Raw genomic sequence first — 24,317 nt, 5'->3', positions numbered from 1 at the left:
TGCGCGCCCGTAGCTCAGCTGGATAGAGCACCAGACTACGAATCTGGGGGTCAGGAGTTCGAATCTCTTCGGGCGCGCCAACAATCTCAAAGACTTAGCCGTGCTGCGCCGTTTCAAATCGACGATCTGAAACGGTTTTTGAAACGGTTTTGCATGATCGGATAGGCACGCGCGGTAGCGAGAGCCAAGGCGAAGGATCGACGCTTCGGTTGAGCACCGTCGTGCATCAACAGCAGGCGGCGTTCGCTGCCCGCTGTTGGCCCAAAGCGGCAGCTTTGCGCCTTCGTCGAGGGCGCTTTTTCGTTTCCTGAAAAGCCGACATAGGGGCCACAGTCTCCCTCAAGTTAAGCAGTGGAACCGCCGTCCACGACCAGAGCGTGCGCGACAACGAAGGACGAGCCCGGGCTGCAGAGCCACATCACCGTCTGAGCCATCTCCTCGGGCCGGGCGGTGCGGCCAAGTGGGTTGCCTTTGAGATCGCTGCGAGAAAACACGCCTTCCTCGATCATCTTGTCGACCATCGGCGTGTCGGTCCCCCGGGACAGATGGCGTTGATGCGGATGCCGCGCGAGGCATATTCTTTACCCGCGCTGCTCGTTAGGCCGAGCACGCCGTGCTTTGTGGCGTGATAGGCAGCGAGCCGTGCACCACCGCGAATTCCGCCGACTGAGGAGTTGTTGACGATTGCGCCGCTGCCCTGCTTGCTCATCTGGATGAGCTCGTGCTTCATGCACGCCCACACGCCGCGCAAGTTGATGGCCGTCACGCGGTCGAAGGACTCGGCCGACACATCTGCGAAATCGGCCGCCGGCACCTGGATGCCGGCATTGTTGAAAGCCGCATCGAGATGGCCGAACTCGGCGACCGTCCTTTCAACCATAGCTGCGACTTGATCTTCGTCCGTGACGTCGCAGATCACCCCGATGGCTTTGCCCCCTGCGGACCTGATCTCGTCCACCGCCTCGTCCAGCGCCCGCTCGTCGATGTCGGCCAGCGTCACCGCCGCTCCCGCCTCAGCGAAGGCTTGCGCCGTCGCAAGGCCCATGCCCATGGCCGCGCCGGTGACCAGCGCAACTTGCCCACTGAAATCATAAACGACCGACATGAGAGTCTCCTTCAGTCATTGCTGTAAAAATGCCACGTCGATGCGCATTGCCGTGCAACTCGGCCTCTACCGCACCGTCGTGCCGCTCGAAGTCGACGCCCTATAGGGCACCACGAGCTGGAGGGGCACGATGTAAGAGGGTGGTTCAGCCTCGGCCGCCGATCGACCACAACCATCCGCCTACCGATGTGTCGTGATCGAGTTCAGCGAGCCCGCGAGGGCACTCCCTGAGGTGTGGCTGCCGGCCGAGCGATCAGGCTGTCATAGCTGACCGGGAACTTTTCCGCCGAGATGCTGGACTGTGGGTTAGTTCGCGCTTGAAAGCCGCGACATCCCGCTTCGGTGGTGCGCCATAGAGCCGACCATACTCCCTGCTGAATTGAGAGGCGCTCTCGTAACCGACCTTGAACGCGGCGCTGGCGGCATCGAAATGTTCGTTCAACATCAACCGCCGCGCTTCGGTGAGGCGTAGCCATTTTTGATATTGCAGGGGGCTCATCGAGGTAAGCTCGCGAAAGTGCTGATGGAAAGTGGATGCGCTCATCTGCGCCCGCTCTGAAAGATCCTCCACGCGGAGCGGACTTGCGAAGTTCAACTTGAGCCAAGCAATTATCATGGCAATCCGGTGGCTCTGGCTGCCAGCAGCGATGATCTGCCACAAACGGGATGCCTGATCACTCACAAGCAGCCGATAATGGATCTCTCGCTGAACGAGAGGGGCCAAAAGCGGGACGGCGCCGGGTTCGTCCAACAATCCAACCAAACGCTCAAGGGGGGCAACGATTTCAGGCGTCAGCGTGCCGACGCCGATGGCCCTGCTGTTCGACCGTTCCGCGACCGGCGCGAGATTGCCCTGCGAAATCAGCTCTGCCATTATCCTTAGGTCCAACTTCAGGGTGAGGCCTAAGCAGGGCTTTTCCGGGGTTGCTTCCAGCACCTGTGTATGTGCCGGCATGTCGAGTGACGTTACGAGAAATCGGGTAGAATCGTACAGGTACGATTCACTGCCGAGGAACATCTGTTTCGCCCCCTGAGCTACCACAACGATGCTGGGTTCCACGAGGCAGATGCAAGGATGGGTCGGAGCGTTCCGGCGAAAAAACGTGAGCCCCGGGATCGACGTCTCAGTTTCGTCTCTTCCGTTGGACCAGCGATCAATATCGCGAGCTAGAGCGTTGTGTTGCATGTGATGCTCCCGAGATGCCTCGCGTTTTCGAACCGTTTCCGGCTTGGAAGATATATTCCAAGTGTAAGCGTCGAAGTTGGCCGTCGGAAGGCCGAGCAAGGTACCCTGTAGTCCGCTCAAAGTTTTGCGAGCGATCCGTCCGCAAGCGCAAATTTGTCGCTTCCGGACGGATCGGGCGGGATTACGCGAGATTCCGTTCGAAGAAATCGGCGATCTTGTCGAACGGGATCTTGTCCGCGCGATCGTAAAGATCGACGTGGTTCGCATCCTGTATGATCATCAGTTCTTTGGGCTCCGCGGCAGCCTTGTAGGCATCCTCGCTGATATAGCGAGAATGCGCATTGTCCCCGGCGATCATCAGGGTCGGACGCGGCGAGATTTCACTGACGTGCGTGAGGAGCGGGAAAGTCATGAACGGCATCGCGCCGGTTGCCACCCAAGCACCGTTCGAGTTCGTAGAATTCTTATGGAACCCACGCGGAGTGCGGTAGTATCCGAAATACATGGCTGTGACCGGATCGGCGTCGGCGGGAAGTTCTTCCGGCAGGTTGCGCGGTCCGGAAGCCAGCGAGCCAGCTTCGGCGTCGGCCCAGCGCTGCAAGCTCATCTTCTCCAACGCCTGCGTGCGCTGCTCCAACGTCATGCTGTCGTAGTATCCACGAGACATGACACGCGACATATCGTACATGCTGGCCGTCACGACAGCTTTGATGCGCTTGTCGATAGCTGCGGCGCTCAGGCTCATACCGCCCCATCCGCAGATCCCGATGATGCCGATGGATTCGCGATCCACAAAGTCCTGCATGCCGAGGAAATCAACGGCGGCACTGAAATCTTCGGTATTGATCTCAGGCGAGGGAAGATTGCGCGGCTCGCCACCGCTCTCACCCGTGTATGATGGGTCGAAGGCGAGAGCGGCGAATCCACGCTCGGCCATCGTCTGCGCATAAAGGCCCGACGACTGCTCTTTCACAGCGCCAAACGGACCGCTTACGGCGAGCGCTGCGAGACGTCGATCACCGCGACCTTTCGGCAGATACAGGTCGCCCACAAGAGTTATTCCATAACGGTTCTTGAAGGTGACCTTCTGATGATCGACCTTGTCGCTCCTGGGGAACGTCTTGTCCCATTCCTTAGTGAGTTGCATGACATCTCCCCTTGTTGCGGCTGAAGTCGTTTGGGCCAGTAGGGGGCGCGCGCTGGCCATGATTGCAACAGAGCCGACGAGCGCGCTCTGAAGGAACGTTTTACGAGAGATCAGGCCATCCATCTGGATTCGCTCCGCAGTTGGAGTTCGAGAGACGCCCGTCGGAACGCTCGGAAGGGCGATAAGCACTCCAGATAGATACCGCTCATGGAGGTGCGTTTGATGCACCATTCCTGCGCTTTTCTTGCCCAATCGGATGAGTTGATGCAGTTTTCCGCTGTCGACACTAAAATCGGACGTGAACGGAGCGCAATCGCTGATCAGACGCGTCCCGACACGGTTTCTGGGCCATCTCGAAACAGATGGTACATCTTCTGCTACGACAACGCTGAGATCGTAGCGGCCGCGTGACAAGAGATGGACAGCCGATTTGGGTCGGTACGGAACGACCGGTTGCCGCTCAAATCGACCCGTAACCGGACGGCCCGCTCACGGCCCCGTTACTGCCGGGAGGTGCGCCGCTCGCATTCCAGACGCCTTAGGCGTTACCTGATCAGGTCTGGGTGCTGTCTTCTGATTTTGCCTGGACAACGAGATTGCCGACCATGATCCGCACGGGCTCATCGTGCTGGTTCAGCGTGACGGTCCGAACCTTGATCATGCCCTGATTGGGTCGCGAACCTGACCGGCGAACTTCAAGCACCTCACTCGTCAGACGCAGCGTATCACCGGGCCGGACGCGACGTGGCCAGCGCAACTCCTCGAAGCCCGCGCCGATGATCCCGCCCGCGGGCTTCATGTCACTGTCGACCAGCAGCCGCATCCCGTCATTGCCGCGGTGTGCCAGCCGCTGGCGGCGAGTCCGCGGAACAGCGTCTTCTTCGCAGCGCTCGCGTCTAGGTGAAACGGCTGGGGGTCGAACTCGGCCGCGAAGCGAGCGACGGCTTCCGGGTCGACGGTCGCACTGCCTGACACGAAGGTCTGGCCTGCTGCGAAATCTTCCATATAGAGAGCCATTCACGCTTCTCCCATGCTGACCACGATCTTTCCTCTCGCGCTGCCGCGCTCCAGGTAGGCAAGCGCCTCGGGGGTCTGTTCGAACGGGAAGATGCGATCGATGACCGGCTTGATGACGCCTTCTTCGACCAGCCTGGTGATTTCCGCCAACTGGCTGCCTTCGGCCCGCATGAACAGAAAGGAATAATGCACGCCCGCCTTGGTGGCGGCCCTGCGGATGCTGAAGCTCAGAGCGCGGAAAATGGTCTTGAGGACGACGCCGAGATGCCGTTCGTCCGCGAATGCCGGGTCCGGCGGGCCGGAAATCGAAATGAGGTGTCCGCCAGGCTTCAGGACGTCCAGCGACCGACGCAGGGTCTTCGCGTCGAGAGAATTCAGGACGACGTCGTAGCCGGACAGCTCCTTCGCAAAATCCTGCTTGGTGTAGTCGACGACGACGTCGGCGCCGAGAGTCTTGACCAGCTCGATTTTCCTCGTGCTGCAGGTCGTTGCAACCGTTGCACCGAGATGCTTGGCGAGTTGGATGGCTACGGTCCCGACACCGCCCGATCCGGCATGAATGAAGACCTTCTGGCCTGGTTTCACCTTGGCCCGCTCCACCAGCGCCTGCCAGGCGGTCAGTGCCACGAGAGGGAGTGAGGCGGCTTCCTCGACGGATATACTGCCCGGCGCATGCGCCAGGTCGGTCTCCACCATGCAGATACTTTCTGCCAGCGTTCCGATTCGCGTGTCACTGGGGCGGCCGTAGACCCGATCGCCCACGGCAAAGCGCTTCGTTCCAGCGCCGAGTTGGGTCACAGTGCCTGCCATGTCGTTGCCGAGGACCAACGGCATCGCATAGGGTAGGAAAGCTTTGAACTCACCGTTGCGGATCTTGCTGTCGAGAGCGTTCAGAGCGGCCGCCTCGATACGAACCCGCACATCACCCGTCTTCAGGGCCGGCTCCGGCAGGTCGAGCGGCAACAATGGTATCGTCTTGCCGTACTGCTCGATGGCGAAGGCTTTCACGTGTTCGACTCCGAGGATAGATGGGCGGGGTTGTCCGATCCTCGGCCGATCCAGGCGCGGGTCTCGCGCAGGAGCTCGGTCGCCAAGGCAGCGTCATCGCAAGCGCGCGCAAGGATCACGGCGCCGACCATGGCGGACCAGCGACCTATAGCCTCGCGACGGGCCGTTGAGCCATCGGTTCGAGAGACTGAGCCAGCCATACGGTCCAGCTGCTTCTTCAGGCCGGCGGTCATTGCCGACCGCGCAGTCGGATCGCGGTGTGCCGTCTCCGATGCAAGGGCGGCGGTCGGGCAGCCAGTCGATGCATTGGCCAGGTGGGCCTCGGACAGATAGCCATCGGCGAAGCGGTCGAAGTCCCGCGGCTCCCTCAGCGAGGTCGCAAGCATATGGGCGAGGCTCTCAGCGATGAGATCGTCCTTGGACGCGAAGTGTCCATAGAAGCCTCCGTGGGTCAGCCCGGCAGCCTTCATCACCTCTGAGACGCTGACCGACTCGAACCCCTTCTCGCGGAACAGCCGACCGGCCTCTTCGAGGATCCGCGTGCGGTTCTCCGCCATCTTCTCGCGGCTGACCTTCATGGTTGACGTCTCCGGTTCATCGTCGTTGACACAATTATGATGGCAATCATATAAAAGCAATATTGATGATGATCATCCTGAAAGAGCAGGATCCCAAGGCCCGCAAACTCGCAGTCCTCATCACCGGTGCGTCTTCCGGCATCGGTGCGACCTATGCGCTGTCGAAGTGGCTCGGCGTCAGCGCCGAGGATTTGATCGGTAAGCGATTGCGGGATCTGCTGAACGTCGCCGGTTCGATCTTCCACGAGACCCACTTCGCCCCGCTCCTGCGCATGCGGGGCTTCTTCCCCGAGGTGGCGCTGGACCTCGTCCGGGCGGATGGCACAAGCCTTTCCGTCTTGGCCAACGCCGTCGAACGGCGAGACGACGACGGCAATCTTCTCTTTATGCGCCTGACGGCCATTCAGGCCACGGAGCGTCGGCGTAAGAGCCAGCCTTCTGGCTTGGTTCGAACGGCGGGCGGCACAGTCGACGACTATGCATTCCCCAGCCGGGTCAATCATGCCCACCACATGAGCACGAGGCAGTATACGCGCCTCGTTGACGAATGGGTCACGGCAATCGGCCTGCGTCCAGAGGAGTATGGCACTCACTCGCTTCGTCGCACGAAGGCGTCGATGATCTACAGGACGACAGGAAATCTCCGTGCCATTCAGATTCTGCTCGGTCACTCCAAGATCGAAAACACCGTGCGCTATCTTGGCGTCGATGTGGAGGACGCGCTGCTCTTGGCCGAACGAACTGAAATCTGATCTCTAGCGGTCATCCGATAAATCGCGGATGGCCGCTGCGCACCCAAGAAGCGTCGCCTTTTCGCCGGCCGTGGATCTGCTCCAGAACGTCAGCTAACCGATGCTGCTTTGCGCCCCATTGCAGCTGTTTAGGAGTCTACGCGCCACCACCGAAACCGGTCACTCATTTATCATGTTCAGCAGCGTAAGTTTCGCACGAGCTAAGTAGTTGATTGCACTCGGACAGCTCGGTCGTGCGCAATTCTAGCCTCTGTATCGCACTCACTGCGATAGCGCAGTGTGTCCACCACACGTGCGAATGCCGGAGAGGACTGGCGGCGGCTTGGATAATACAGGTGATATCCCGGCCGGAGCGGGCACCAGTCCTCGAGAACACGCACGAGGCGACCATCTTCAACAGCGCAGTCCACCAGGTTCTCCGCGGACGCCGAAGCAGCGGCCAAGGCAACCTTCGAGCGGTTTGGCCGCATCAAGCAACATTCGGGCAAGATCATCTCGATCTCCTCGACGGCGGGTCTGATGGGCTTCGAGTTCTGCACGCCTACTCGGCCTCCAAGTTTGGCTTGGACGGCTGGACGGAAGCGCTGCAGACCGAGGTCGGTCCGTTCGGCATTCGGACCATGATCGTCAACCCGGGCTTCTTCCGCACCGAGCTGCTGACCCAAGAATCCACACAGTGCGCCGACCTCAAGGTCGAGGACTGCAGCGAGCGCCGCGCTGCCCAGGAGGCCTTTGGACGGGCGCAAACGGCAGGCAGCCCGGCGATCCCGCCAAGTTAGCGCAGGCGCTGATCAAGCTAACAGGCCAGGATGAACTGCCCCGCCGCTTCCTCGCCGGTGCCGACGCGATTGCGACGGCAGAGCAGAAGATCGCGACGCTGCAGCAGCAGATCGAAGCGCACCGGGAATTGTCGAGTTCGCTTGCCATCGACTAACCTGCCGGACGAGGGCATGACGAGCATCAACAGGATCGCGAGTATTCGGAATGCAGATCAAACGAGCAGGCACGCCCGGCCCCGCCAAGGGTCCCTACGGGTGGATCACCGGCACCGTTCGGATAGTTCCACTGTACCGCCATTCCAACGTCGCCTGTCGGCGAGAGACCGAGCGCCTCTGTCCTTTTTCGCGCATATCTAACTCTTTGGATCAATCCCTGCGCGTTTAATGACTTCGGACCACTTGGCGATTTCCTTTGATAACCAGGGTCCAAATTCCGCACTAGTGGTGCCCACGGGGACGAAGCCGGCAGCGGCGACCCGCTCCTTTAAAGTTCCTGATCGAACGGCGGTCGAAGTGACATCGCTGAGTAGAGCGACAATCCCCTCGGGAAGGTTTTTTGGCCCGATCAGGCCAAAGAAGGGAGCTGCATCGACATCGCCGAGCCCAGCCTCGTCCATGGAAGGCACGCCGGGAACAAGACTGGAGCGTTCTCTCCCGGTCACTGCCAGCGCGCGAACGGAACCAGCTTCAATGTGCTTGCGCATCGTCGCAACGGTGAAAAAGCCGAACTGGATGTGTCCCCCGAGTAGGTCGGTGATGACAGTGCCGCCACCTTGGTAAGGGATATGCGTGATCTCGATCGCCGCCGCGTGGCGTAGTTGCTCTCCGGCTAGGTGTGGCGCGCTACCGACACCGGCCGAGCCGTAAGCAAGGCTCTTGGGATATGCTTTCGCGAGAGCGACCAACTCTTCCACAGTTTTCGCTTCTACGGAGGGATGAACCACCAGGACCATCTGCGCCGTTGCCATCAGCGAGATCGGCGTGAAGTCGTCCGGCGTTTTGTAAGGCAGCTCAGCACCGAGCAAACCGGGATTGATCGCAAACGCAGTGTCTACGAATCCCAGAGTTTGTCCGTTCGGTTCCGCAGAAGCGATTGCCAGAGTGCCAATCTGGCTTCCGCCCCCACCTCTATTCTCGACGATCACCGACACGCCGAGCTTCTCCTTCAACTCCTCAGCCAATAGCCGGCCAAGTGCATCCGTCGCCGCGCCGGGCGCATAAGGGACGATGATCGTCACAGGTTGATCGATTTTCGATTGGGCGTTCGCGCCACCGCTAATCAGTGTAGACCACCCAGCCAGCGCAACGCAGGCGGCCGTTGCTAATGCGTGAAATCGACATCTCATGTCTCACCTCCCTAAGTCAGTGTGTTGAAGTTCTGGATACCCATTGAAAGAGTTCCTCCTCTTCCCAAGCTTGTGCGCCAAGGCCCGGTCGATCGGGTGCTCGAAAGCGACCGTTTGTTAAGGAGAGGGTGTCTGAATAAGGCGTGAATTCCAGCCGACAGAACATCCGTTCAATCGGGCTCTCGTCGTGCGCGGCCGCGAGGACGTTGACTGTCGCCAATAGACCAGGTCCGAGGAATGCCGACTGAGGCGCAAAATCCACCTGTGAATCTGCGCATTCTTGCGAGAGTACATGGAGTGCGGAGACGCCGCCGCATTTGATTGCGCTGGGTTGGACGTAACTAGCCCGGCCGCCCGCGATGATCTGCTGCAATTCGGAAAGGCTGCTCGCATTCTCTCCGACGGCCGTCGCCACGCCCGTCGCGTTGCGCAACTCCTCAAGTCCCTCAAGGTTTTCGGGCGGCCACAGGGGCTCTTCGATGTAAAGTAGATCAAACGGCTTTAGTTCGAGAACCGGTTCCACCGCTTCATCGGCAACCCAGGCGCAATTTGTATCGACCATCAGCGGTAGCGTCGGCCCCATGACCTTGCGAGCGGCCGCCGCCGCTTGTGGCGTGCGCTCATGAAGCTTTATCTGCCGGAAGCCTGCGCTAAGCGCCTTCTCCACGTTGTCTGCCACGAGCCTCGCATCACCGTAGTATTGAAGGAGCGACGCATAGGCAGGAACTTCTGCACGTGATGAGGTGCTCGCAAGCAAGACATGGAGCGGGACGTTTTCCAACTTCCCGCGAATATCCCATAGGGCGATGTCCAGGCCGCTGAGCGCGTGAAGGACAAGCCCCGACCGCCCGAGATTGTGCAACGTCCGTTCAATGCTTGCGGTGAGCGTCGCGTCAGTTGGGTCTTGACCAATTGCGAGTGGACCAACCCTGGAGCGTATTAGCGAGTCTACCGCGGCAATGTCGCCGCCGTAGGCCTCTCCCCAGCCGATCAAACCGTTCTCAAGCTCGACTCGTACCAAGCAGCTGTCGAGAGATGTCCGGACACGCCCCGCAAACTTCGGGGGCGGCCCGCCATGGTCAAACGGCAGCCTCAGCGGATAGCAAGTGACCGATCGGATTTTTTTCGACACTGCCGCGCCGTCTCCATGACGTCTCACCCGACGCGCCAGGTCGTCAAGCGTGGGCCCGGCGACGCTCTTCACCAACAGCCACCGGCCTCCGCATAAACTCGCTTTGCTCAAGCGAAGCGACAAGCGTTGCAAGCTCGCTGCGCTCCGATGGCGTCAAGTCGACGAGAGGAGGTCGAACCGGACCGGACTTGCGGCCGATGATATCCATGCCGGCTTTTATGATCGCCACGGCGTATCCGCGCCGCCTATTGCGAATAGCGATCAAGGGGAGGATGAAATCGCGAAGGCCCGCATGCACAGCTTCACGATCCCGCGCTCTTACTGCCTCATAGAACTTCGTTGAAAACTGCGGCACGAAGTTAAATACGGCGGACGAGTATGTTGTTACGCCCATTTCAAGGTATGGCAGCGCGTATGTTTCCGCTGTGGGAAGGCCACCGATGTAAGTCAGCCGGTCGCCGAGGCTGATATGGATTCGCGTCATCATTTCGATGTCGCCGACGCCATCCTTGAATCCCACCAGGTTGGGATTGCGTTCGCACAACTTTGCCAGGGTTTGTTCGTTCAAAATGGCATTGTCGCGATTGTAGACGATGACACCGAGCTTCGTAGCCTTACAGACGGCATCCACATGCGCTGCCAGCCCATCTTGTTCCGAGAAAACCAAGTACGGCGGGAGAAGCAGTACCCCGTCTGCTCCCGCGCGCTCGACGTGACCTGCGAGTTCGACTGAGACTTGGGTTGCGCCGCCGACACCAGCCAATACCGGGACACGCCCATTGGTTTCAGCGACGGCTGTCGTGACGACTTGCACAACCTCGGCCGGCGACAGGGAAAAGAATTCCCCGGTGCCACCCGCCGCAAACAGCCCCGCAACGTCATAACCGCAAAGCCAATCCAGATTAGAACGGTACGACGCCTCGTCAAACACGTTCTCCTCGGTAAAAGGCGTCACGGGAAACGAAAGCAGGCCGTTGCCGATCTGCCGGGCCATCTCCCTCGGCGTTACTTTGCTCATGCTGATTTCCTTTTTCGAACAATCGTTTCCTGCGCGGTCAGCGCGAAATTCCCAACGGAGTCGTCGCGCTGTCTACTCGGCGAGCCTGGCATTTGTGGTAGCTTCTTGCGGCGACCGATGCCTGACTGTTCCAAGAGCCGGTCCCGGCTCTTGCCAAGGTGATGGCGCATGGCGTTGCGCGCGCCCTCAGCATCGCCGGCATCAATCGCGGTCAATATGGCCTCGTGTTCGGTCAACAGCCTTCGAAGAAAGTCTTGGCGGCTCGCCCCGACAAGCTGAAACGTATGCAGGCGAGAGCGTGGAATCAGCAGCGACCCAAGGTGTGTGAAGAGGTCTAGGAAGTGTCGATTGCCGGTCGCGCGGGCAATCGCACTATGGAAGTTCAGGTCGCCTTGAATGGCGTCACTGTCGGTCTCAATCGCCTCGCCCATCGCGTCCAAGGCGTTGCGCATCGCCGCAAGGTCGGCGCTGGTCCGTCGCTCGGCTGCAAGCGCCGCTGCCTCGGTTTCGAGGCTGATACGCAGTTCGAGAACTGAAATCACCTCTTGAATGACGTCCAAGCTCGCCTCTTCGATCTGAAACGGCGTGCCTGACGAGGTGCGCGTGACGAAAACCCCTACACCCTGCCTTGAGGCAACCATTCCCAACCCTTTGAGATTGGTAATCGCCTCCCGAACAACTGTTCGGCTTACGCCAAACTCAGCGATAAGTTGATGCTCTGCCGGGAGTTTGTCGCCGCGGTTGATACGCCCGGTTTCGATGCGCGAGCGTAGGACTTCAACCAGTTGCTGCGTGAGCGTCTCGGGAGATCTAAGTCGGACCACTTTTCATCTCATCTTCGGAAGTTGGACCTGCTTCTCAGCGCACAAGGCAAGGTCGTTTTCGGTCGAAAGTCCAGTTAGGAACCAGATAGCGTATTGCGACCGCGTCATCGCGCACGCCCAGCCCTTGATTCTTGTAGACTTCGTGCGCAGCGGCGACTGCCCGCATATCAAGTTCGACGCCTAGCCCTGGCCGTTGCGGCAAGTCGACCATGCCACCCACAATTCGAAGCGGCTCGCGCGTCAGGCGTTGGCCATCCTGCCAAATCCAGTGCGTGTCGATAGCAGTTACCCGGCCCGGAGCCGCCGCGGCCACGTGCGTGAACATCGCCAGCGAGACATCGAAGTGGTTGTTCGAATGGGACCCCCAAGTTAGGCCCCAATCGCGGCACATTTGAGCGACGCGGACCGAACCGTTCATCGTCCAGAAGTGCGGATCGGCGAGCGGGATATCGACTGACTGCAGGCGAATGGCGTGACCCATCTCCCGCCAGTCTGTAGCGATCATGTTGGTGGCGGTGGGGATGCCTGTTGCCTGCCGGAACTCAGCCATGATCTCCCGACCCGAGAATCCGGTCTCCGCGCCACAAGGGTCCTCGGCGTAGGCCAGGACACCCTTCAGGTCATTGCCGACTTCGATGGCTTCCGCCAGCGGCCAGGCCCCGTTTGGGTCGAGGGTGATACGAGCATTCGGGAAGCGCGCTGCGAGCGCGTGGATCGCCTCTGCCTCTCCCCGCCCTGCGAACACGCCACCTTTTAGTTTGAAGTCATTGAAGCCGTAGCGCGCATAAGCGGCTTCGGCGAGACGCACTATCGCCGAAGGCGTTGTAGCCTCCTCATGACGAAGCCGGAGCCACTCATCCGGCGCATCCGGCTGTGATGTATAGGGCAAATCCGTTTTGCGGCGGTCACCGATGTAGAAAAGGTAACCAAGCATCTCGACGCGGGTGCGCTGGATACCTTCTCCAAGCAATGCTGCGACGGGGAGCGCAAGGTGTTGGCCAAGGAGGTCAAGGAAAGCGCTTTCCAACGCGGTTACGGCGTGGATTGTCGTCCGCAGGTCGAAGGTCTGCTCGCCACGACCGGCGCTGTCCTTGTGTGCAAACGTGCGGGTTACGGTGTTCAGACAATCCTTGTAGGAAGCGATTGCCTTGCCGAGGATCAGCTCTCGCGAATGTTCGAGCGTGGACCGGATCGATTCTCCGCCAGGTACTTCGCCCACACCGGTATGGCCCGCGCTGTCCCTCATGATGACAAGGTTTCTGGTGAAGAATGGGGCGTGTGCGCCGCTCAGGTTGAGCAGCATGCTGTCAGTGCCGGCGACAGGAACAATCGTCACCTCGACGATGACGGGAGTCTCCATTGCATGTGAAGGAGTGTGCGATTGGCGATTCGTGTTCATAAGCCGGTCGATCTCAATCAATTTATTGTAGCTTCCGAGACATCAGCGCGCGTCATTCCTCAATGAAGACTTCGTCGCGCCGCCGACGGAGTGATGGCGCGAGTATCAGAACCAGCAAGAGTGCAGCGATCAGCAGGAGGGTGAGGCTAATCGGCCTCGATACAAACACGATTGGATCACCGCCCGACAGCAGCAGGGTTCGGCGAAGATGCTCCTCCATAAGCGGCCCTAGGATAAAGCCCAACAACAACGGGGCGGGCTCACAATCGATCTTTCGCAGCAGATAGCCAACGACGCCGAACAGAGCCATCAAGTAGATGTCGAACGTTCCGTTGTTCAGGCTAAAGACGCCGATCGAACAGAAAACGATGATAGTCGGGTAAAGCATTCCGTACGGAAGTGTGGCCAAGCGAACCCACATCCCGATGAGCGGGAGATTAAGTACAAGCAGCATCACGTTGCCCAGCCACATCGATGCGATAAGCCCCCAGAAGAGCGCAGGCTGTTCGCTGATGACGGAAGGTCCAGGCTGAATTCCGTGAACGATCAGCGCCCCGACCATCAATGCCATCACAGGGTTGGCAGGAATTCCCAGGGTGAGCATAGGAATGAAACTCGTCTGCGCGCCGGCGTTGTTTGCAGATTCGGGGCCGGCCACGCCAGCAAGCGCACCCTTGCCGAACTCCTCGGGGTGCGCGGACAATTTTTTCTCCAATGAATAGGACGCGAATGAGGAAAGCATCGCGCCACCGCCCGGCAGGATGCCCAGCGCGGAACCCAGCGCAGTGCCCCTGAGAATGGGAGCAGCCATTTGCGCGAGATCGGCGCGCGTTGGGAAAAGGCCGGTGATCCGTTTCTCAATCAAGGGACGTGATGTGTCGCTATTGAGGTTCGCGATTATTTCGCCGAGTCCGAACATGCCCATCGCAACAACAACGAAGTTGATGCCTTCGGTGAGTTGGAGGAAACCAAACGTGTATCGGAAGACGCCAGAGTTCACGTCGGCGCCTACCATCCCCAAAAGCAGTCCCAGAAAGATCATGGCGAATGCATGCAACAGTGAGCCATGCGCCAGCACCACGGATGCGACAAGCCCGAGAACCATAAGGGAGAAGTACTCGGCGGGACCGAAAGTGAGTGCGATTTCGGCGAGCGGCGGAGCGAAGAATGCGATTAGGATCGTCGCGAACGTTCCGGCCATGAAAGACCCTATCGCCGCCGTCGCCAAGGCAAGGCCGGCCTTGCCTTTTCGAGCCAGTTGATAGCCATCCAAGGCTGTAACGACGGAGGCCGACTCCCCCGGCAAGTTGACTAATATGGCTGTCGTGGAGCCGCCGTACTGCGCACCGTAGTAGATGCCGGCAAGCATGATCAGGGCGGTGGTAGGCTCCATTCCGAAGGTAATCGGAAGCAACATGCTGATCGTCGCAACCGGACCTAGTCCCGGCAGGACTCCGATGGCAGTACCAAGAACAACCCCGATGAGGCAGTAGGTTAGATTCGCCAAAGTGAAGGCGGTGGAAAATCCCAATCCGAGGTTCTGAACAAGTTCCACCCGTTCAGCCCCCGACCCAGGTGCCCAGAAGCGGGAGCGGCACGCCGAGAGCCTTGACAAACACCACAACGCAAAACCCGATGAGAGAGGCCGCGGCCACGACGCTGAGCGGAGTCAAGCGCGCGCCTCGGTTTGCGAAGATCGCAACAACCAACAACACCGCAAGGGAGGCGATGACTCCGAGACGCGGCACAAAGTAGGCAAAGAGAACCACCGACAGAGTCACCAGAATCAACGGCCGCCAAGCGACGCTCGGAACGCGCTCACCCGCGGCGACGAAGGACCGCGCTAGCGAGATGACACCAATGAGCGTCAGGCACCCGCCGATCATTGTCGGGAAATATCCAGGCCCCATGTGCCCAGCATTCCCAAACTCATACTGGCGCGCGAGGACAATGCCGGTCAGACCCATAGCGCAATACGCCAAGCCCGCCACGAAATCCTTAGGCTTAAGGATAGAGATGGACATTTTTGCCCCTGAATGCGTCACGTAAGATCGGAGGTGGTGGGGTCGAGAGCGGTTTATCCCCCTCGGCCCCGCCGCGTTTAGTTGGCCGTGATATTCCCGGCTTCGATCACCGATTTCCAACGCGCGAGTTCGTCCGCCAGGAACTTGGCGAACTCGTCGCCAGTGTTGGCAACAACCTCAAAGCCCATCCCGCTGAATTTCTCAGTGACCTCAGGGCTCTTGAGAGCATCGATCGCAGCCGCGCTGAGCTTCGCCCGCACATCTTCGGGCAAACCCTTAGGAGCGGCGGCGGCCTGCCAAGAATAGACTACGATGTCCCGGTAGCCTGCTTCTGCCAGCGTAGGAACGTCAGGGAGCTGTGATGCGCGTTCGCTGCCGCTAACCGCCAACGCCTTGAGCTTGCCTTCCTTCACGTGCCCCAGGACCGCACCGAGGTTCTGGAAGGAAACGTTGACGTGACCTCCGACAAGGTCAGCGATTGCAGGAGCGCCGCCCTTATAAGGCACGTGCTTCGCGTCGGTGCCGGTCTTTTGCATAAAGAGGGCTGCCGTCAGGTGGTCTGACGACCCTGAACCGGATGAGGCGAAGGAAACCTGCCCCGGATTCTTCTTGAGGTAGTCGACCAGCTCGGCAACGCTGTTTGCCGGAAAGTCAGGATGCGCGACGAGCACGTTCGGAGTGCGGACGGCGACCGTGATCAGATCGAAGTCCTTCTGCGGGTCATACTTCAGGTCCTTCTGAAGAAACGGGTTGACGGCGTAGGTGCCGATTGATGCCACCAACATCGTGTACCCGTCAGCAGGCGATTCTTTTACCAGCGTAGCGCCAATCGCGCCTGTAGCGCCGGGCTTGTTGTCGACGACGACTGGCTGTCCAAGCAGCGTTGTCATTTTTTCCGCCATCACTCGGGCGGTGGTGTCACTCGCGCCGCCTGCCGGGAATGGCACAATCACCGTGACCGCCTTTCAGGAAAAGCAAGCGCGGGTGACACAGCCGCGGCCAAGCCAAAGCCGAGCGCGACTGCAAGCAGTTTCAAGATTTTCATCCGATATTCCTCCCTAAAGGGTGCCTAGGGGACCCAGCCCGCACAAGCACCAACCAGTGCTTTATACGATGTAAGTCATCATACAAGTCAATCCGATTTCTTCACCGCCTGGCTCTCTCGTCACTTTTTTCAGTTTGGGTGGAAGCAGCATAGCCGCGCCGGATCCACGGCAAGTGGTGTTCGTGCTGACGCTATGGGGCCCGTGACCGTCCGATAGGATGAACCGGTCATCCGGGCTTATTGGCATTGAACTTGAGGTGCCTGGCCAAGAGGGGGCAAGGTCAGCCATCCCGATCGGCATACGAGGATCCAAGCCTTCGCCGCCTCGATCGCGTCGATCGAAAATACGCTCGGGCAGTCGCCAGACTGCCGGTCATTCGGACGCAGTCCGTCGGTCTTGGTTTCCTCTGTTTCCGGATTGCTATGGGGCGGAAGTCAACGGGCTAACGCGACTGGCCTGGCAAGGCAAGAGGCATGGGAACCAACTTGGTTGCGCCCTCCGTAAAGAGTTCTCATTCTTATGCTGTCAGCCGTCCATACCGTTGGTGCTGGCCGGCGGACTTCGTCGGCTCGGGATTTATCGCCTTGCCGGCATATTGCGCCATTAACAGGAATGCAGTGTTCATGGCACCGGCCCTTCCGAAGATCTGCATGCGGTACGAGAGCAACAAGAAGTCTGCTCCCATCCTGTGAGCTATTGGGTATCTGTGGGAGGCGCACGCTCCGCGACCCACTTCGGCTGACCAATGTCTTAATCGCAAACGTCACGTCCAGGTCCCGCGAACGGTAGAGGACTTGGAACTTCTAACTCTTAGAAACTTGCAAGCACCTTGGTTCACATAAACGTTTGATTTATAATAACTATTTTGAAGCCATTGACTACGAATCTGGGGGTCAGGAGTTCGAATCTCGTCCGGCGCGCCAATTGGAATGTACATCCCAACCTAGTTAATGGCACAGACCAAATTGCGATGAAGGGCGAAGCAGCGCTGAACTTGTTTGTTGGCCCTGCCGGGCTATCCTCGCCAGCGGAGCGCTTCGATCGGGAGAGCGAACGCGGCTGGCGGCGGCTTGAATAATAGAGAGATAGCCTGGAAAGGGCGGGCACCAGCACCTGCTGAAGCCGTCCTTCTGCAAGGAAGGGCGCAGCGCGTGTCGGGCAGGCAGGCAAGGCCCAGGCCGTTCAATGCGGCGTCGCCCTCCGCCAGTGCGGCGACGGACGGCTCCGAACGAAGCAGATGATGGCTGACGAAGGTCAGAACGGTATAGGCGACAATCGTCACGCATTTGTGAGCTGTGTATAAGTCTATCCGGGATTATGGGTCTAATCTTGGGCCGTGCGTCGCCCTAAGTGTCAGTAATAGTCCGTGCATGGCCCGTCGCTCAGGAATAATGCTGATGGAACGCAAGCTCGCGGCAATCATGGCCGCCGATATCGTCGGCTACAGCCTGCTGATGGCTGAAAACGAGGCTTCCACCTACGCGAAGCTGCGCGCTGTTTTTGATGAGCTCATTGACCCGACCATTGCCAGCCATGGCGGGCGCATCGTCAAGACGACGGGAGACGGCTTTCTCGCCATGTTTCCCAGCGTCAACGAAGCGGTTGATGCGGCGCTGGCCATACAGGAAGGGTTCGACAAGGGCCCGTTCGAGCTGCGCATCGGCATCAATCTTGGCGATGTCATCGAAGATGACGGTGACGTATACGGCGATGGCGTCAATGTGGCCGCCCGTCTTGAGGCCATGTGCGATCCTGGGCAGATATTCGTCAGCGGCGCCGTGGTGATGGCGGCCGACCGCAACAGCGCGGACAGGTTCGTCCGCATCGGCCGCAGGCGGGCCAAGAACATTCCCGAACTTCTCAACGTCTACCGCGTAAGGCGTGCGGGCTCTCCGTGGTCGCCATGGCGGCAGGTGCCGCAGGTGCTGCGCAGCACCGCCGCCCGCTGGTCTTATGGCGCGGCCGCCATAGCCCTCATCCTCATCGGCACCCAAATCCAGCCGCTCTCCCTGGCAGCCATGGTCAGCCGCATCCCGGCGGCCTTGTCGATGGACCAGAGCCGCGCCGACCCCCGGCCGTCAGTGGCGGTCATCCCTTTTGCCGCGATGGGCGGCAGCGGCGAGCAATCGTATTTCGCGGACGGACTGACCGAGGATGTGACGACAGCCCTTGCCCGCAATTCAGAGCTGCAGGTAATCGCGCGCGATTCCACCTACGCCGTGCACGGGCAGGATACGGACGTGCGCAAGCTCGGGGCGAAGCTCGGCGTTGATTATGTGGTTGAAGGCAGCGCCCGCCGTGAAGGCGACCAGCTTCGCGTGTCGGCGCAGCTGATCGATGTAAAGACAGGCGCGCATCTGTGGTCGCGCAGTTTTGACCGGCAGGTCGCCGACGTGTTCGCCGTCCAGAGCGAGCTGACCACTGAAATCGTCGCGCAGATCGCGCCCTATATCGGCAGGAGCGAGGCGGCGGCGGCGGCGGAGCGCCCGACCGACAACCTGCAGGCCTACGACCTCGTGCTGCAGGCCCGCAACCGTTACCGGCACGGCGCCAACGACCCGCAGGACATTCTGGAAGCGCGGGGCCTCTACCAGCGCGCCCTTGAAATGGACCCGTCCTATGCGGCCGCCCGCGCAGGCCTTGCGCTGACCTTTATCGCCAGCGTGGCGCAGAGCGGTGACGGCCGCGCAAACGCGCCGGAGCTCCATCTTGGGCTTAGCGAAGCCCGGCAGGCGGTCCGTCTCGATCCCAATCTGGGCCTTGGCTATCAGGTCATCAGCTTCGGGCTTGCCCTGCAGGGCGACTATTCAGGCGGCTTGCAGGCCGCACGGCGCGCTGTGGAGCTCAACCCTAACGATCCCGACAGCATGATGGCGCTTGCAAAGGCGCAGGTGCGCTTCGGGGAATATGATGATGCCGTCGCCAACGCAGAGCGGGCCCGCCGCCTTCATCCTATGGCGCCCGAGTACTATGCCTATGTGCACGGGCAGGCGCTTTACGCGGCTGACCGCCGCGATGAGGCTTCCGCCGTCATAGAGGAATGCCTGATCCGGGCGCCGCGCGATGCAAACTGTCTTCTGATTCAGGCCGCTTTGCAGGCGGGGAGCGGAGAGGTCGAGGCAGCCCAGCAGACGATGGCAAAGCTGGTCGACGCGCATCCGGCTTTCTCGCTGGAAGCAGAGCGCGGTTACCGCCGGTTCGGCGACAGGCCGCTGATGGACGAGTTCCTGCAGGACCTCGCAAAGGCCAAGGCTCCTGAAACCGCCTGAAAGCTTTTACGGAGCGACTTCAATCACATAATGGCGCCCAGTTTCATCTCTTCGGGCCCAGATGTCCGCTATCAACCCCTTAGCGGCGATTCATGTTAATAGGTTGAATCTCGCGAGGGGTGGAAGCCGTCTAACGGATGATTATTCGCTGAGATTCGGCATCACTGAGTCGGGAAGTCAGATGCAGGTTGTCTAAACGACGCTGGATATCTTCGACCAGCAGGGCTGCTTCCTCCGCGATTGCCAATATTGTGCCCGACCGCCGCGAGATCGAAAAAGGCAGGCCGGCAAAATACACGCCAGGGACGCTAGCGAACCCCTTCTCGTGCAATGGCTGGCCTTGTGCATCGAGCACATTGGGAACGCACACCCACCCGAAATCCCCTCTGAACCCGGTGCACCAGATCACCGTTGTGATCCCCCGCGCGGCAAGATCAATTGACCGGACCGGTGGATTCGGTAGAAACGCGGCTATCACCTCCGCCGGGTCCGGCTCAGCCTCGGGGGCATCGATCCCGTTGCGCGCGATAAACTCGTCGATCTGGCTTCGAACTCTGGCGGAGCCCTCGTCTCCAAGGCGAACATGCGCTTCTGCATCGTCGCTGAACGAGAGACGGCCGTCGTCGACGCCCGTGAGCCGACCCAGCAAGACAACGCCTTGCGCACTGAGGGACTGCAGGCTGATCGTATGGAGCGCTCCCGTCAGCGGCCTTCCAGGAATAGGCCCCTGTTGGAGCAATTCCCTGCGCGTCACATCTATCAGCCCGCTAAGAACCATCCAGACCGAGATGTGACGACCTCGATACATTCGGGGCAGCCGGCCGACTCGGCTCGTTGCAAGAAACACCGTTCGCCCCGCCTGGACCAAGTCCTCGGCGATTTGGCCGCCCGACTGGGCGCTACCGACCACCAACACGGCTCCACCGTCGAGACCAGATGCGTTACGGTAGGTCGATGCATCTATCTGTTGGACTTCGGGCGGCAACAAAGCAGAGAAAGGCGGGCGCGCCGGGCAATTCTGGTTACTGCTGGCGATCACCACATTCCTCGCCCACAGGGCGCCGCGCGGAACGGCCAGCCGGTACAGGTCATCGCTCGCAACAAGGTCGGTCACCGGCGTACCGGTCTCCACCGGGAGGCTATACCGGTCGGCATAGTCCTCCAACAGCGCGACAAACTCGCCGCTTGTCATCGCACCGTCGGGATCGGCGCCGTCATAGGTATCCCCAGGCATGACCGTTTGGATGTTGGGTGTGTTTACCCGAAAGGAGTCCCAGCGCTGGGTCCGCCAAGTCTCACCGATGCGACCCCGCTCCAACACTATATGACGCAAGCCACGCTGCGTCAGCGCATGACTGACACCTAGTCCCGCCCAACCGGCACCGATGACGACGGCATCAAAAATGTCCGTTCCGCTCGTCATTACGCTCCCCTCTGATGTCACACTATTGTACGTTGTGAAATCAGTAAATGGTCCGTTTTCCAGCACGGCGTTGCTCGCTGGGCGCGCCGCGCTGCCGTTTCCGTCGTCGGATGCAATCGCCAATACAGAACTGCAGGGCGAGCGATCAGCGCTTGTCCGCCGGATGACTGCTGGTCGTCGAAGGGATGCGGGCGATGACCTTGATCTCGAACTCGAAGCCGGCAAGCCAATTGACGCCCACTGCCGTCCAGTTCGGGTAGGGAGGTGCGCCGATCTCTTCCGCCCGGACGGCCAGCACCGTTTCGATCTGTTCGTCCGGGTTTGTGTGGAAGGTGGTGACGTCGACGACGTCGTCGAAGCTGCACCCGGCGGCGGCCAAGACCGCGCGCAGATTAGCGAAGGCCCGCCGAACCTGTTCCTCGAATACCGGCTCGGGCGAGCCGTCCTCACGGCTCCCGACCTGACCCGACACAAAGAGAAGATCGCCGGAGCGAATGGCCGCGGAATATCGATGAATATCGTATAACGCGTGGCGTTTGGCCGGATAGATGGCGTCACGTGCAGGCATTTCGTGTTCCTTTCTGTCTTGATAGCGGGAGCGGACCGGCAGCGGGCCGGAGCCGGGGGAATCTATCGGGATGGGCGGAGCTGCACGACGGTGCCATGCAGCTGTGGATCGGCGGGACAGGGTGGGTGATAGCCGCGCCAGCTCCTCGTCGGTGAAATCCGCCGCGACTGCGACGTCCTTCTGCCGGTCGAGCTCCTCGATGCGCCCGCCGAGAGCCTTGCGGATGCCGGCATAGGCCTCGGCACCGAGCACCAGCCGCTTCGGAAGCGGACCATCCTGATCGGCAAGCCTGATCATTGCGTCCGTCATGCGCTCGGGGTTGCCCTTGATCACCCAAGAGCCACGGAGCGTCTCGCGGATCTGACCGGCGGGTGTTCCCTCATAGGCCGCGAGCGGCTTGGTCCGCGCGAGATTGCCGCCGAACCCGGTCCGCGCCGGCCCAGGTTCCACAAGGGTGAACTCGATGCCGAAGGGAGCAGCCTCCTGCGCCACGGACTCGACGAACCCCTCGATACCCCACTTGGTCGCGTGATAGAGGCTGAAAGCCGGATAGGCGATCTGGCCTCCCTCGCTCGAGACCTGTAGAATCCGGCCGCCACCCTGGCTGCGCAGATGCGGCAACGCCGCCCGGATGAGTGCGATCGAGCCGATGAGATTGGTGTCGATGATGTCCCGAACCTGCACATCGCCAGCCTCTTTCGCCGCGCCGAGCAGGCCATAGCCAGCATTGCTGACGACGATGTCGATTCGACCGGATGCGGCGAAGGCGCGGTCGACCGCGGCGCGGACCGAGCTCTGGTTCTTGAGGTCCATTGCGACGATGCGGAGCCGTTCTGGGTAGCGTGCACGCAGGTCGGGAAGTGCGTCCTCGCCGCGGCGGCACCGCCGACGCGGTCCCCCCTGATCAGGGCCTTCTCCGCCAGCAGCCGGCCTAGACCGGACGACACACCCGTTATGAGCCAAGACTTTGCCATTTCCCATATCTCCAATTGATCCGGGCACGAGATAGGGCAATCGCATTGCGCGCATTAGCCGTTGAAATCGGCATGAGATGATGCAAAATCCCCATCAATGCCTCGCCCGTCGCTCAACGATCTCACCGCCTTCGTGGCCGTTGCCACACACCGCAGCTTTCGCCGCGCAGCGGACGAGATTGGCACGGCACCTTCCACATTGAGCCATGCGATGCGTGCGCTCGAGGAACGCATGGGGGTGCGCCTTCTGAACCGCACCACACGCAGCGTCTCGCCGACAGAAGCCGGGTTCCGGTTGCTCGATCGCCTTCAGCCCGCGCTCGCCTCGCTGGACGAGGCGCTCGACAGCGTCGCGGGGTTCCGGGGCAATGTCGCGGGCACGGTCCGCATCAACGCACCGCGATTGGTGGCCGGGCTTCTCGTTCGCTGGGTTCTTCCGCAGATGGCGGCGCGCCATCCGGACGTGACCGTGGACATCGTCGTCGAGGGGCGGCTCATCGATATCGTGTCCAGCGGGTTTGACGCCGGCGTGCGCCTCCTCGGATCGGTACCCAAGGACATGATCGCCGTGCCGTTTGCACGCCAGTTGACGTTCATCTGTGTCGCCTCGCCCGGCTATCTCGATCGCTTCGGCGACCCGGGAACGCCCGAGGAATTGCAACGCCACCATTGCATCGGCCATCGTATGCCCAGCGGCAAATTCTATCGATGGGAGTTCGAACGCGCCGGCCAGGAACTCGTGATCGACGCAAACGGCTCCATTGTCCTCGATGACGAGGAACTGATGGCCGAAGCCGCAATCGAGGGTCTGGGCATCGCCTATGTGGCGGATTGGGCCGCCGAAGGGGCCATATCCGATGGCCGGCTGCGTAGGGTCCTGACCGCATGGATGCCCGCTCCGGAAGGGGTCGCGGTCTACTATCCCGGACACCGAACCGTGCCGCCGGCACTGCGGGCTTTTCTCGATGTCGTGAAGGACGTGCGAAAGAAAGAACCTCAACTGGATCAAAGAAGCAGCAATCCGGGCAATCGTAGTGCAGAAGGAGGTCCGGCATGATTTCTCGCTTCTGCCGATCGGCCATCAGTCGATCTAGCTTACAACCGATTGCGTACGCAATCAGAACCGCGCGGATGTGCCGCGTAAGGAAAGGAGATGGGTATGGCTAAGCTCGTGTTCGGAATGAACCAGTCCCTGGACGGCTACGTCGACCATATGGCATTTGCGCCAAGCCGCACACTCTTCCGCCACTTCATCGAGGAGGCTCAGGGGCAGGCGGGCAGTGTGTATGGTCGCCAAATGTATGAGGTCATGCGTTACTGGGACGACGATCATCCTGAATGGGATGCAGAGCGACACGCCTTCGCGGCGGCGTGGCGGAACCAGCCGAAATGGGTCGTCTCGCGCTCGTTGAAGTCGGTTGGCCCCAACGCCACGCTTGTTGAGGATGATCTCGAGGGCGCAATCCGCGAGCTGAAGGCCGAGCGCGACGGGGAGATCGAAGTTGCTGGCCCGGACTTGGCGCAAAGCCTCACCGAACTTGGCCTGATCGATGAGTATCGAATCTACCTGCACCCCGTCGTGCTTGGTCGCGGCAAGCCATATTTCGCCGGACCCCGGCCGCCGCTCCGCCTTATGACTAATGACCGGATCGGCGAGGATGTGATCAGGTTGACCTACGTCCCTGCTTAATCTCGCGATTCGCCGGATGGAATCGCCGCTGA

Annotated in this window: 19 protein-coding genes, 1 tRNA gene and 6 pseudogenes; 7 read left to right on the top strand and 19 right to left on the bottom strand. The window is 60.5% G+C overall.

Annotated elements, in window-relative coordinates:
• Positions 1 to 3 precede the first annotated feature (3 nt).
• Positions 4 to 80, top strand: a tRNA-Arg gene (locus ACWTU7_RS12340).
• A gap of 264 nt (positions 81 to 344) precedes the next feature.
• On the opposite strand, the pseudogene ACWTU7_RS12335 reads toward ACWTU7_RS12340, so the two are convergent.
• The 7 genes and pseudogenes from ACWTU7_RS12335 to ACWTU7_RS12305 all read right to left on the bottom strand — a co-directional run bounded on the left by ACWTU7_RS12335 (position 345) and on the right by ACWTU7_RS12305 (position 6,041).
• Positions 345 to 1,105 (bottom strand): annotated as a pseudogene (locus ACWTU7_RS12335) (glucose 1-dehydrogenase).
• Between the two features lie 253 nt (positions 1,106 to 1,358).
• Entirely contained in the window at positions 1,359 to 2,291 is a 933-nt protein-coding gene (locus ACWTU7_RS12330) for an AraC family transcriptional regulator (RefSeq protein ID WP_455838747.1), read from the bottom strand.
• A gap of 181 nt (positions 2,292 to 2,472) precedes the next feature.
• Positions 2,473 to 3,561 (bottom strand): alpha/beta hydrolase, encoded by a 1,089-nt coding sequence (locus ACWTU7_RS12325; protein ID WP_455838746.1) that lies wholly within the window; start codon positions 3,559 to 3,561, stop codon positions 2,473 to 2,475.
• A gap of 430 nt (positions 3,562 to 3,991) precedes the next feature.
• Positions 3,992 to 4,261, bottom strand: coding sequence for an FAS1-like dehydratase domain-containing protein (locus tag ACWTU7_RS12320; protein ID WP_455838745.1), 270 nt, complete (start codon positions 4,259 to 4,261; stop codon positions 3,992 to 3,994).
• Complete coding sequence (locus tag ACWTU7_RS12315) at positions 4,234 to 4,455, bottom strand: MaoC/PaaZ C-terminal domain-containing protein (protein WP_455838744.1); 222 nt, start codon at positions 4,453 to 4,455, stop codon at positions 4,234 to 4,236. The genes ACWTU7_RS12320 and ACWTU7_RS12315 overlap by 28 nt, the downstream gene beginning before the upstream one ends.
• On the bottom strand, positions 4,456 to 5,463 hold the full coding sequence (locus ACWTU7_RS12310; protein WP_455838743.1) for an NADP-dependent oxidoreductase: 1,008 nt from the start codon (positions 5,461 to 5,463) through the stop codon (positions 4,456 to 4,458).
• Positions 5,460 to 6,041, bottom strand: coding sequence for a TetR/AcrR family transcriptional regulator (locus ACWTU7_RS12305; RefSeq protein ID WP_455838742.1), 582 nt, complete (start codon positions 6,039 to 6,041; stop codon positions 5,460 to 5,462). Before ACWTU7_RS12305 ends, ACWTU7_RS12310 begins: the two co-directional genes overlap by 4 nt.
• Before the next feature lie 158 nt (positions 6,042 to 6,199).
• On the opposite strand from ACWTU7_RS12305, the pseudogene ACWTU7_RS12300 reads away from it, so the two are divergent.
• A pseudogene (locus ACWTU7_RS12300) lies at positions 6,200 to 6,466 on the top strand (PAS domain-containing protein); the annotation flags it as partial.
• A 1-nt stretch (position 6,467) separates the two neighbouring features.
• Positions 6,468 to 6,793, top strand: a pseudogene (locus ACWTU7_RS12295) (tyrosine-type recombinase/integrase); the annotation flags it as partial.
• A 200-nt stretch (positions 6,794 to 6,993) separates the two neighbouring features.
• Here the strand turns inward: ACWTU7_RS12295 and ACWTU7_RS12290 are convergent.
• A pseudogene (locus ACWTU7_RS12290) lies at positions 6,994 to 7,185 on the bottom strand (hypothetical protein); the annotation flags it as partial.
• A 79-nt stretch (positions 7,186 to 7,264) separates the two neighbouring features.
• Here ACWTU7_RS12290 and ACWTU7_RS12285 point away from each other — a divergent pair.
• Positions 7,265 to 7,727 (top strand): annotated as a pseudogene (locus ACWTU7_RS12285) (SDR family NAD(P)-dependent oxidoreductase); the annotation flags it as partial.
• Positions 7,728 to 7,925: 198 nt separating this feature from the next.
• On the opposite strand, the gene ACWTU7_RS12280 reads toward ACWTU7_RS12285, so the two are convergent.
• The 8 genes from ACWTU7_RS12280 to ACWTU7_RS12245 form a co-directional block, all read right to left on the bottom strand.
• Positions 7,926 to 8,810: a Bug family tripartite tricarboxylate transporter substrate binding protein gene (locus ACWTU7_RS12280; RefSeq protein ID WP_455838741.1), complete on the bottom strand. Its 885-nt coding sequence runs from the start codon at positions 8,808 to 8,810 to the stop codon at positions 7,926 to 7,928.
• A 124-nt stretch (positions 8,811 to 8,934) separates the two neighbouring features.
• The gene (locus ACWTU7_RS12275) at positions 8,935 to 10,050 is read right to left on the bottom strand and encodes a mandelate racemase/muconate lactonizing enzyme family protein (RefSeq protein ID WP_455838740.1); all 1,116 of its coding nucleotides are present in this window, start codon (positions 10,048 to 10,050) and stop codon (positions 8,935 to 8,937) included.
• Between the two features lie 43 nt (positions 10,051 to 10,093).
• Positions 10,094 to 11,068 (bottom strand): 5-dehydro-4-deoxyglucarate dehydratase, encoded by a 975-nt coding sequence (gene kdgD / locus ACWTU7_RS12270; protein ID WP_455838739.1) that lies wholly within the window; start codon positions 11,066 to 11,068, stop codon positions 10,094 to 10,096.
• On the bottom strand, positions 11,065 to 11,892 hold the full coding sequence (locus ACWTU7_RS12265; protein WP_455838738.1) for a FadR/GntR family transcriptional regulator: 828 nt from the start codon (positions 11,890 to 11,892) through the stop codon (positions 11,065 to 11,067). Before ACWTU7_RS12265 ends, kdgD begins: the two co-directional genes overlap by 4 nt.
• Positions 11,893 to 11,926: 34 nt before the next feature.
• Complete coding sequence (gudD, locus tag ACWTU7_RS12260) at positions 11,927 to 13,291, bottom strand: glucarate dehydratase (RefSeq protein ID WP_455838863.1); 1,365 nt, start codon at positions 13,289 to 13,291, stop codon at positions 11,927 to 11,929.
• 52 nt (positions 13,292 to 13,343) lie between these two features.
• The gene (locus ACWTU7_RS12255) at positions 13,344 to 14,846 is read right to left on the bottom strand and encodes a tripartite tricarboxylate transporter permease (protein ID WP_455838737.1); all 1,503 of its coding nucleotides are present in this window, start codon (positions 14,844 to 14,846) and stop codon (positions 13,344 to 13,346) included.
• Positions 14,847 to 14,850: 4 nt separating this feature from the next.
• Positions 14,851 to 15,315 (bottom strand): tripartite tricarboxylate transporter TctB family protein, encoded by a 465-nt coding sequence (locus ACWTU7_RS12250; RefSeq protein WP_455838736.1) that lies wholly within the window; start codon positions 15,313 to 15,315, stop codon positions 14,851 to 14,853.
• A gap of 77 nt (positions 15,316 to 15,392) precedes the next feature.
• Positions 15,393 to 16,268, bottom strand: a complete 876-nt coding sequence (locus tag ACWTU7_RS12245; RefSeq protein WP_455838735.1) for a Bug family tripartite tricarboxylate transporter substrate binding protein — start codon at positions 16,266 to 16,268, stop codon at positions 15,393 to 15,395.
• Positions 16,269 to 17,758: 1,490 nt separating this feature from the next.
• Between ACWTU7_RS12245 and ACWTU7_RS12240 the strand changes: the two genes are divergently transcribed.
• On the top strand, positions 17,759 to 19,630 hold the full coding sequence (locus tag ACWTU7_RS12240) for a tetratricopeptide repeat protein (RefSeq protein WP_455838734.1): 1,872 nt from the start codon (positions 17,759 to 17,761) through the stop codon (positions 19,628 to 19,630).
• Between the two features lie 130 nt (positions 19,631 to 19,760).
• On the opposite strand, the gene ACWTU7_RS12235 is transcribed toward ACWTU7_RS12240, so the two are convergent.
• The 3 genes and pseudogenes from ACWTU7_RS12235 to ACWTU7_RS12225 all read right to left on the bottom strand — a co-directional run.
• Positions 19,761 to 21,053, bottom strand: a complete 1,293-nt coding sequence (locus ACWTU7_RS12235) for a flavin-containing monooxygenase (RefSeq protein ID WP_455838733.1) — start codon at positions 21,051 to 21,053, stop codon at positions 19,761 to 19,763.
• Between the two features lie 145 nt (positions 21,054 to 21,198).
• Positions 21,199 to 21,621: a RidA family protein gene (locus ACWTU7_RS12230; RefSeq protein WP_455838862.1), complete on the bottom strand. Its 423-nt coding sequence runs from the start codon at positions 21,619 to 21,621 to the stop codon at positions 21,199 to 21,201.
• A gap of 156 nt (positions 21,622 to 21,777) precedes the next feature.
• Positions 21,778 to 22,595, bottom strand: a pseudogene (locus ACWTU7_RS12225) (SDR family oxidoreductase); the annotation flags it as partial.
• Positions 22,596 to 22,692: 97 nt separating this feature from the next.
• On the opposite strand from ACWTU7_RS12225, the gene ACWTU7_RS12220 reads away from it, so the two are divergent.
• Entirely contained in the window at positions 22,693 to 23,652 is a 960-nt protein-coding gene (locus tag ACWTU7_RS12220; protein ID WP_455838732.1) for a LysR family transcriptional regulator, read from the top strand.
• A gap of 102 nt (positions 23,653 to 23,754) precedes the next feature.
• A complete protein-coding gene (locus ACWTU7_RS12215) occupies positions 23,755 to 24,285 on the top strand; it encodes a dihydrofolate reductase family protein (RefSeq protein ID WP_287087084.1) in 531 nt (176 codons plus the stop codon).
• Positions 24,286 to 24,317: the final 32 nt, after the last annotated feature.

The sequence above is a fragment of the Mesorhizobium sp. BHscii genome, assembly GCF_053848065.1.
This window is presented reverse-complemented; position numbering and strand designations above follow the sequence as displayed.

What these genes read in the sequence shown, in the direction of transcription:
- ACWTU7_RS12330 (WP_455838747.1), bottom strand. Translation starts at nt 2,291, where the DNA reads ATGCAACACAACGCTCTAGCTCGCGATATTGATCGCTGGTCCAACGGA.
- ACWTU7_RS12325 (WP_455838746.1), bottom strand. Translation starts at nt 3,561, where the DNA reads ATGGATGGCCTGATCTCTCGTAAAACGTTCCTTCAGAGCGCGCTCGTC.
- ACWTU7_RS12320 (WP_455838745.1), bottom strand. Translation starts at nt 4,261, where the DNA reads ATGCGGCTGCTGGTCGACAGTGACATGAAGCCCGCGGGCGGGATCATC.
- ACWTU7_RS12315 (WP_455838744.1), bottom strand. Translation starts at nt 4,455, where the DNA reads ATGGCTCTCTATATGGAAGATTTCGCAGCAGGCCAGACCTTCGTGTCA.
- ACWTU7_RS12305 (WP_455838742.1), bottom strand. Translation starts at nt 6,041, where the DNA reads ATGAAGGTCAGCCGCGAGAAGATGGCGGAGAACCGCACGCGGATCCTC.
- kdgD (WP_455838739.1), bottom strand. Translation starts at nt 11,068, where the DNA reads ATGAGCAAAGTAACGCCGAGGGAGATGGCCCGGCAGATCGGCAACGGC.
- gudD (WP_455838863.1), bottom strand. Translation starts at nt 13,291, where the DNA reads ATGAACACGAATCGCCAATCGCACACTCCTTCACATGCAATGGAGACT.
- ACWTU7_RS12250 (WP_455838736.1), bottom strand. Translation starts at nt 15,315, where the DNA reads ATGTCCATCTCTATCCTTAAGCCTAAGGATTTCGTGGCGGGCTTGGCG.
- ACWTU7_RS12240 (WP_455838734.1), top strand. Translation starts at nt 17,759, where the DNA reads ATGGAACGCAAGCTCGCGGCAATCATGGCCGCCGATATCGTCGGCTAC.
- ACWTU7_RS12235 (WP_455838733.1), bottom strand. Translation starts at nt 21,053, where the DNA reads ATGACGAGCGGAACGGACATTTTTGATGCCGTCGTCATCGGTGCCGGT.
- ACWTU7_RS12230 (WP_455838862.1), bottom strand. Translation starts at nt 21,621, where the DNA reads ATGCCTGCACGTGACGCCATCTATCCGGCCAAACGCCACGCGTTATAC.
- ACWTU7_RS12220 (WP_455838732.1), top strand. Translation starts at nt 22,693, where the DNA reads ATGCCTCGCCCGTCGCTCAACGATCTCACCGCCTTCGTGGCCGTTGCC.
- ACWTU7_RS12215 (WP_287087084.1), top strand. Translation starts at nt 23,755, where the DNA reads ATGGCTAAGCTCGTGTTCGGAATGAACCAGTCCCTGGACGGCTACGTC.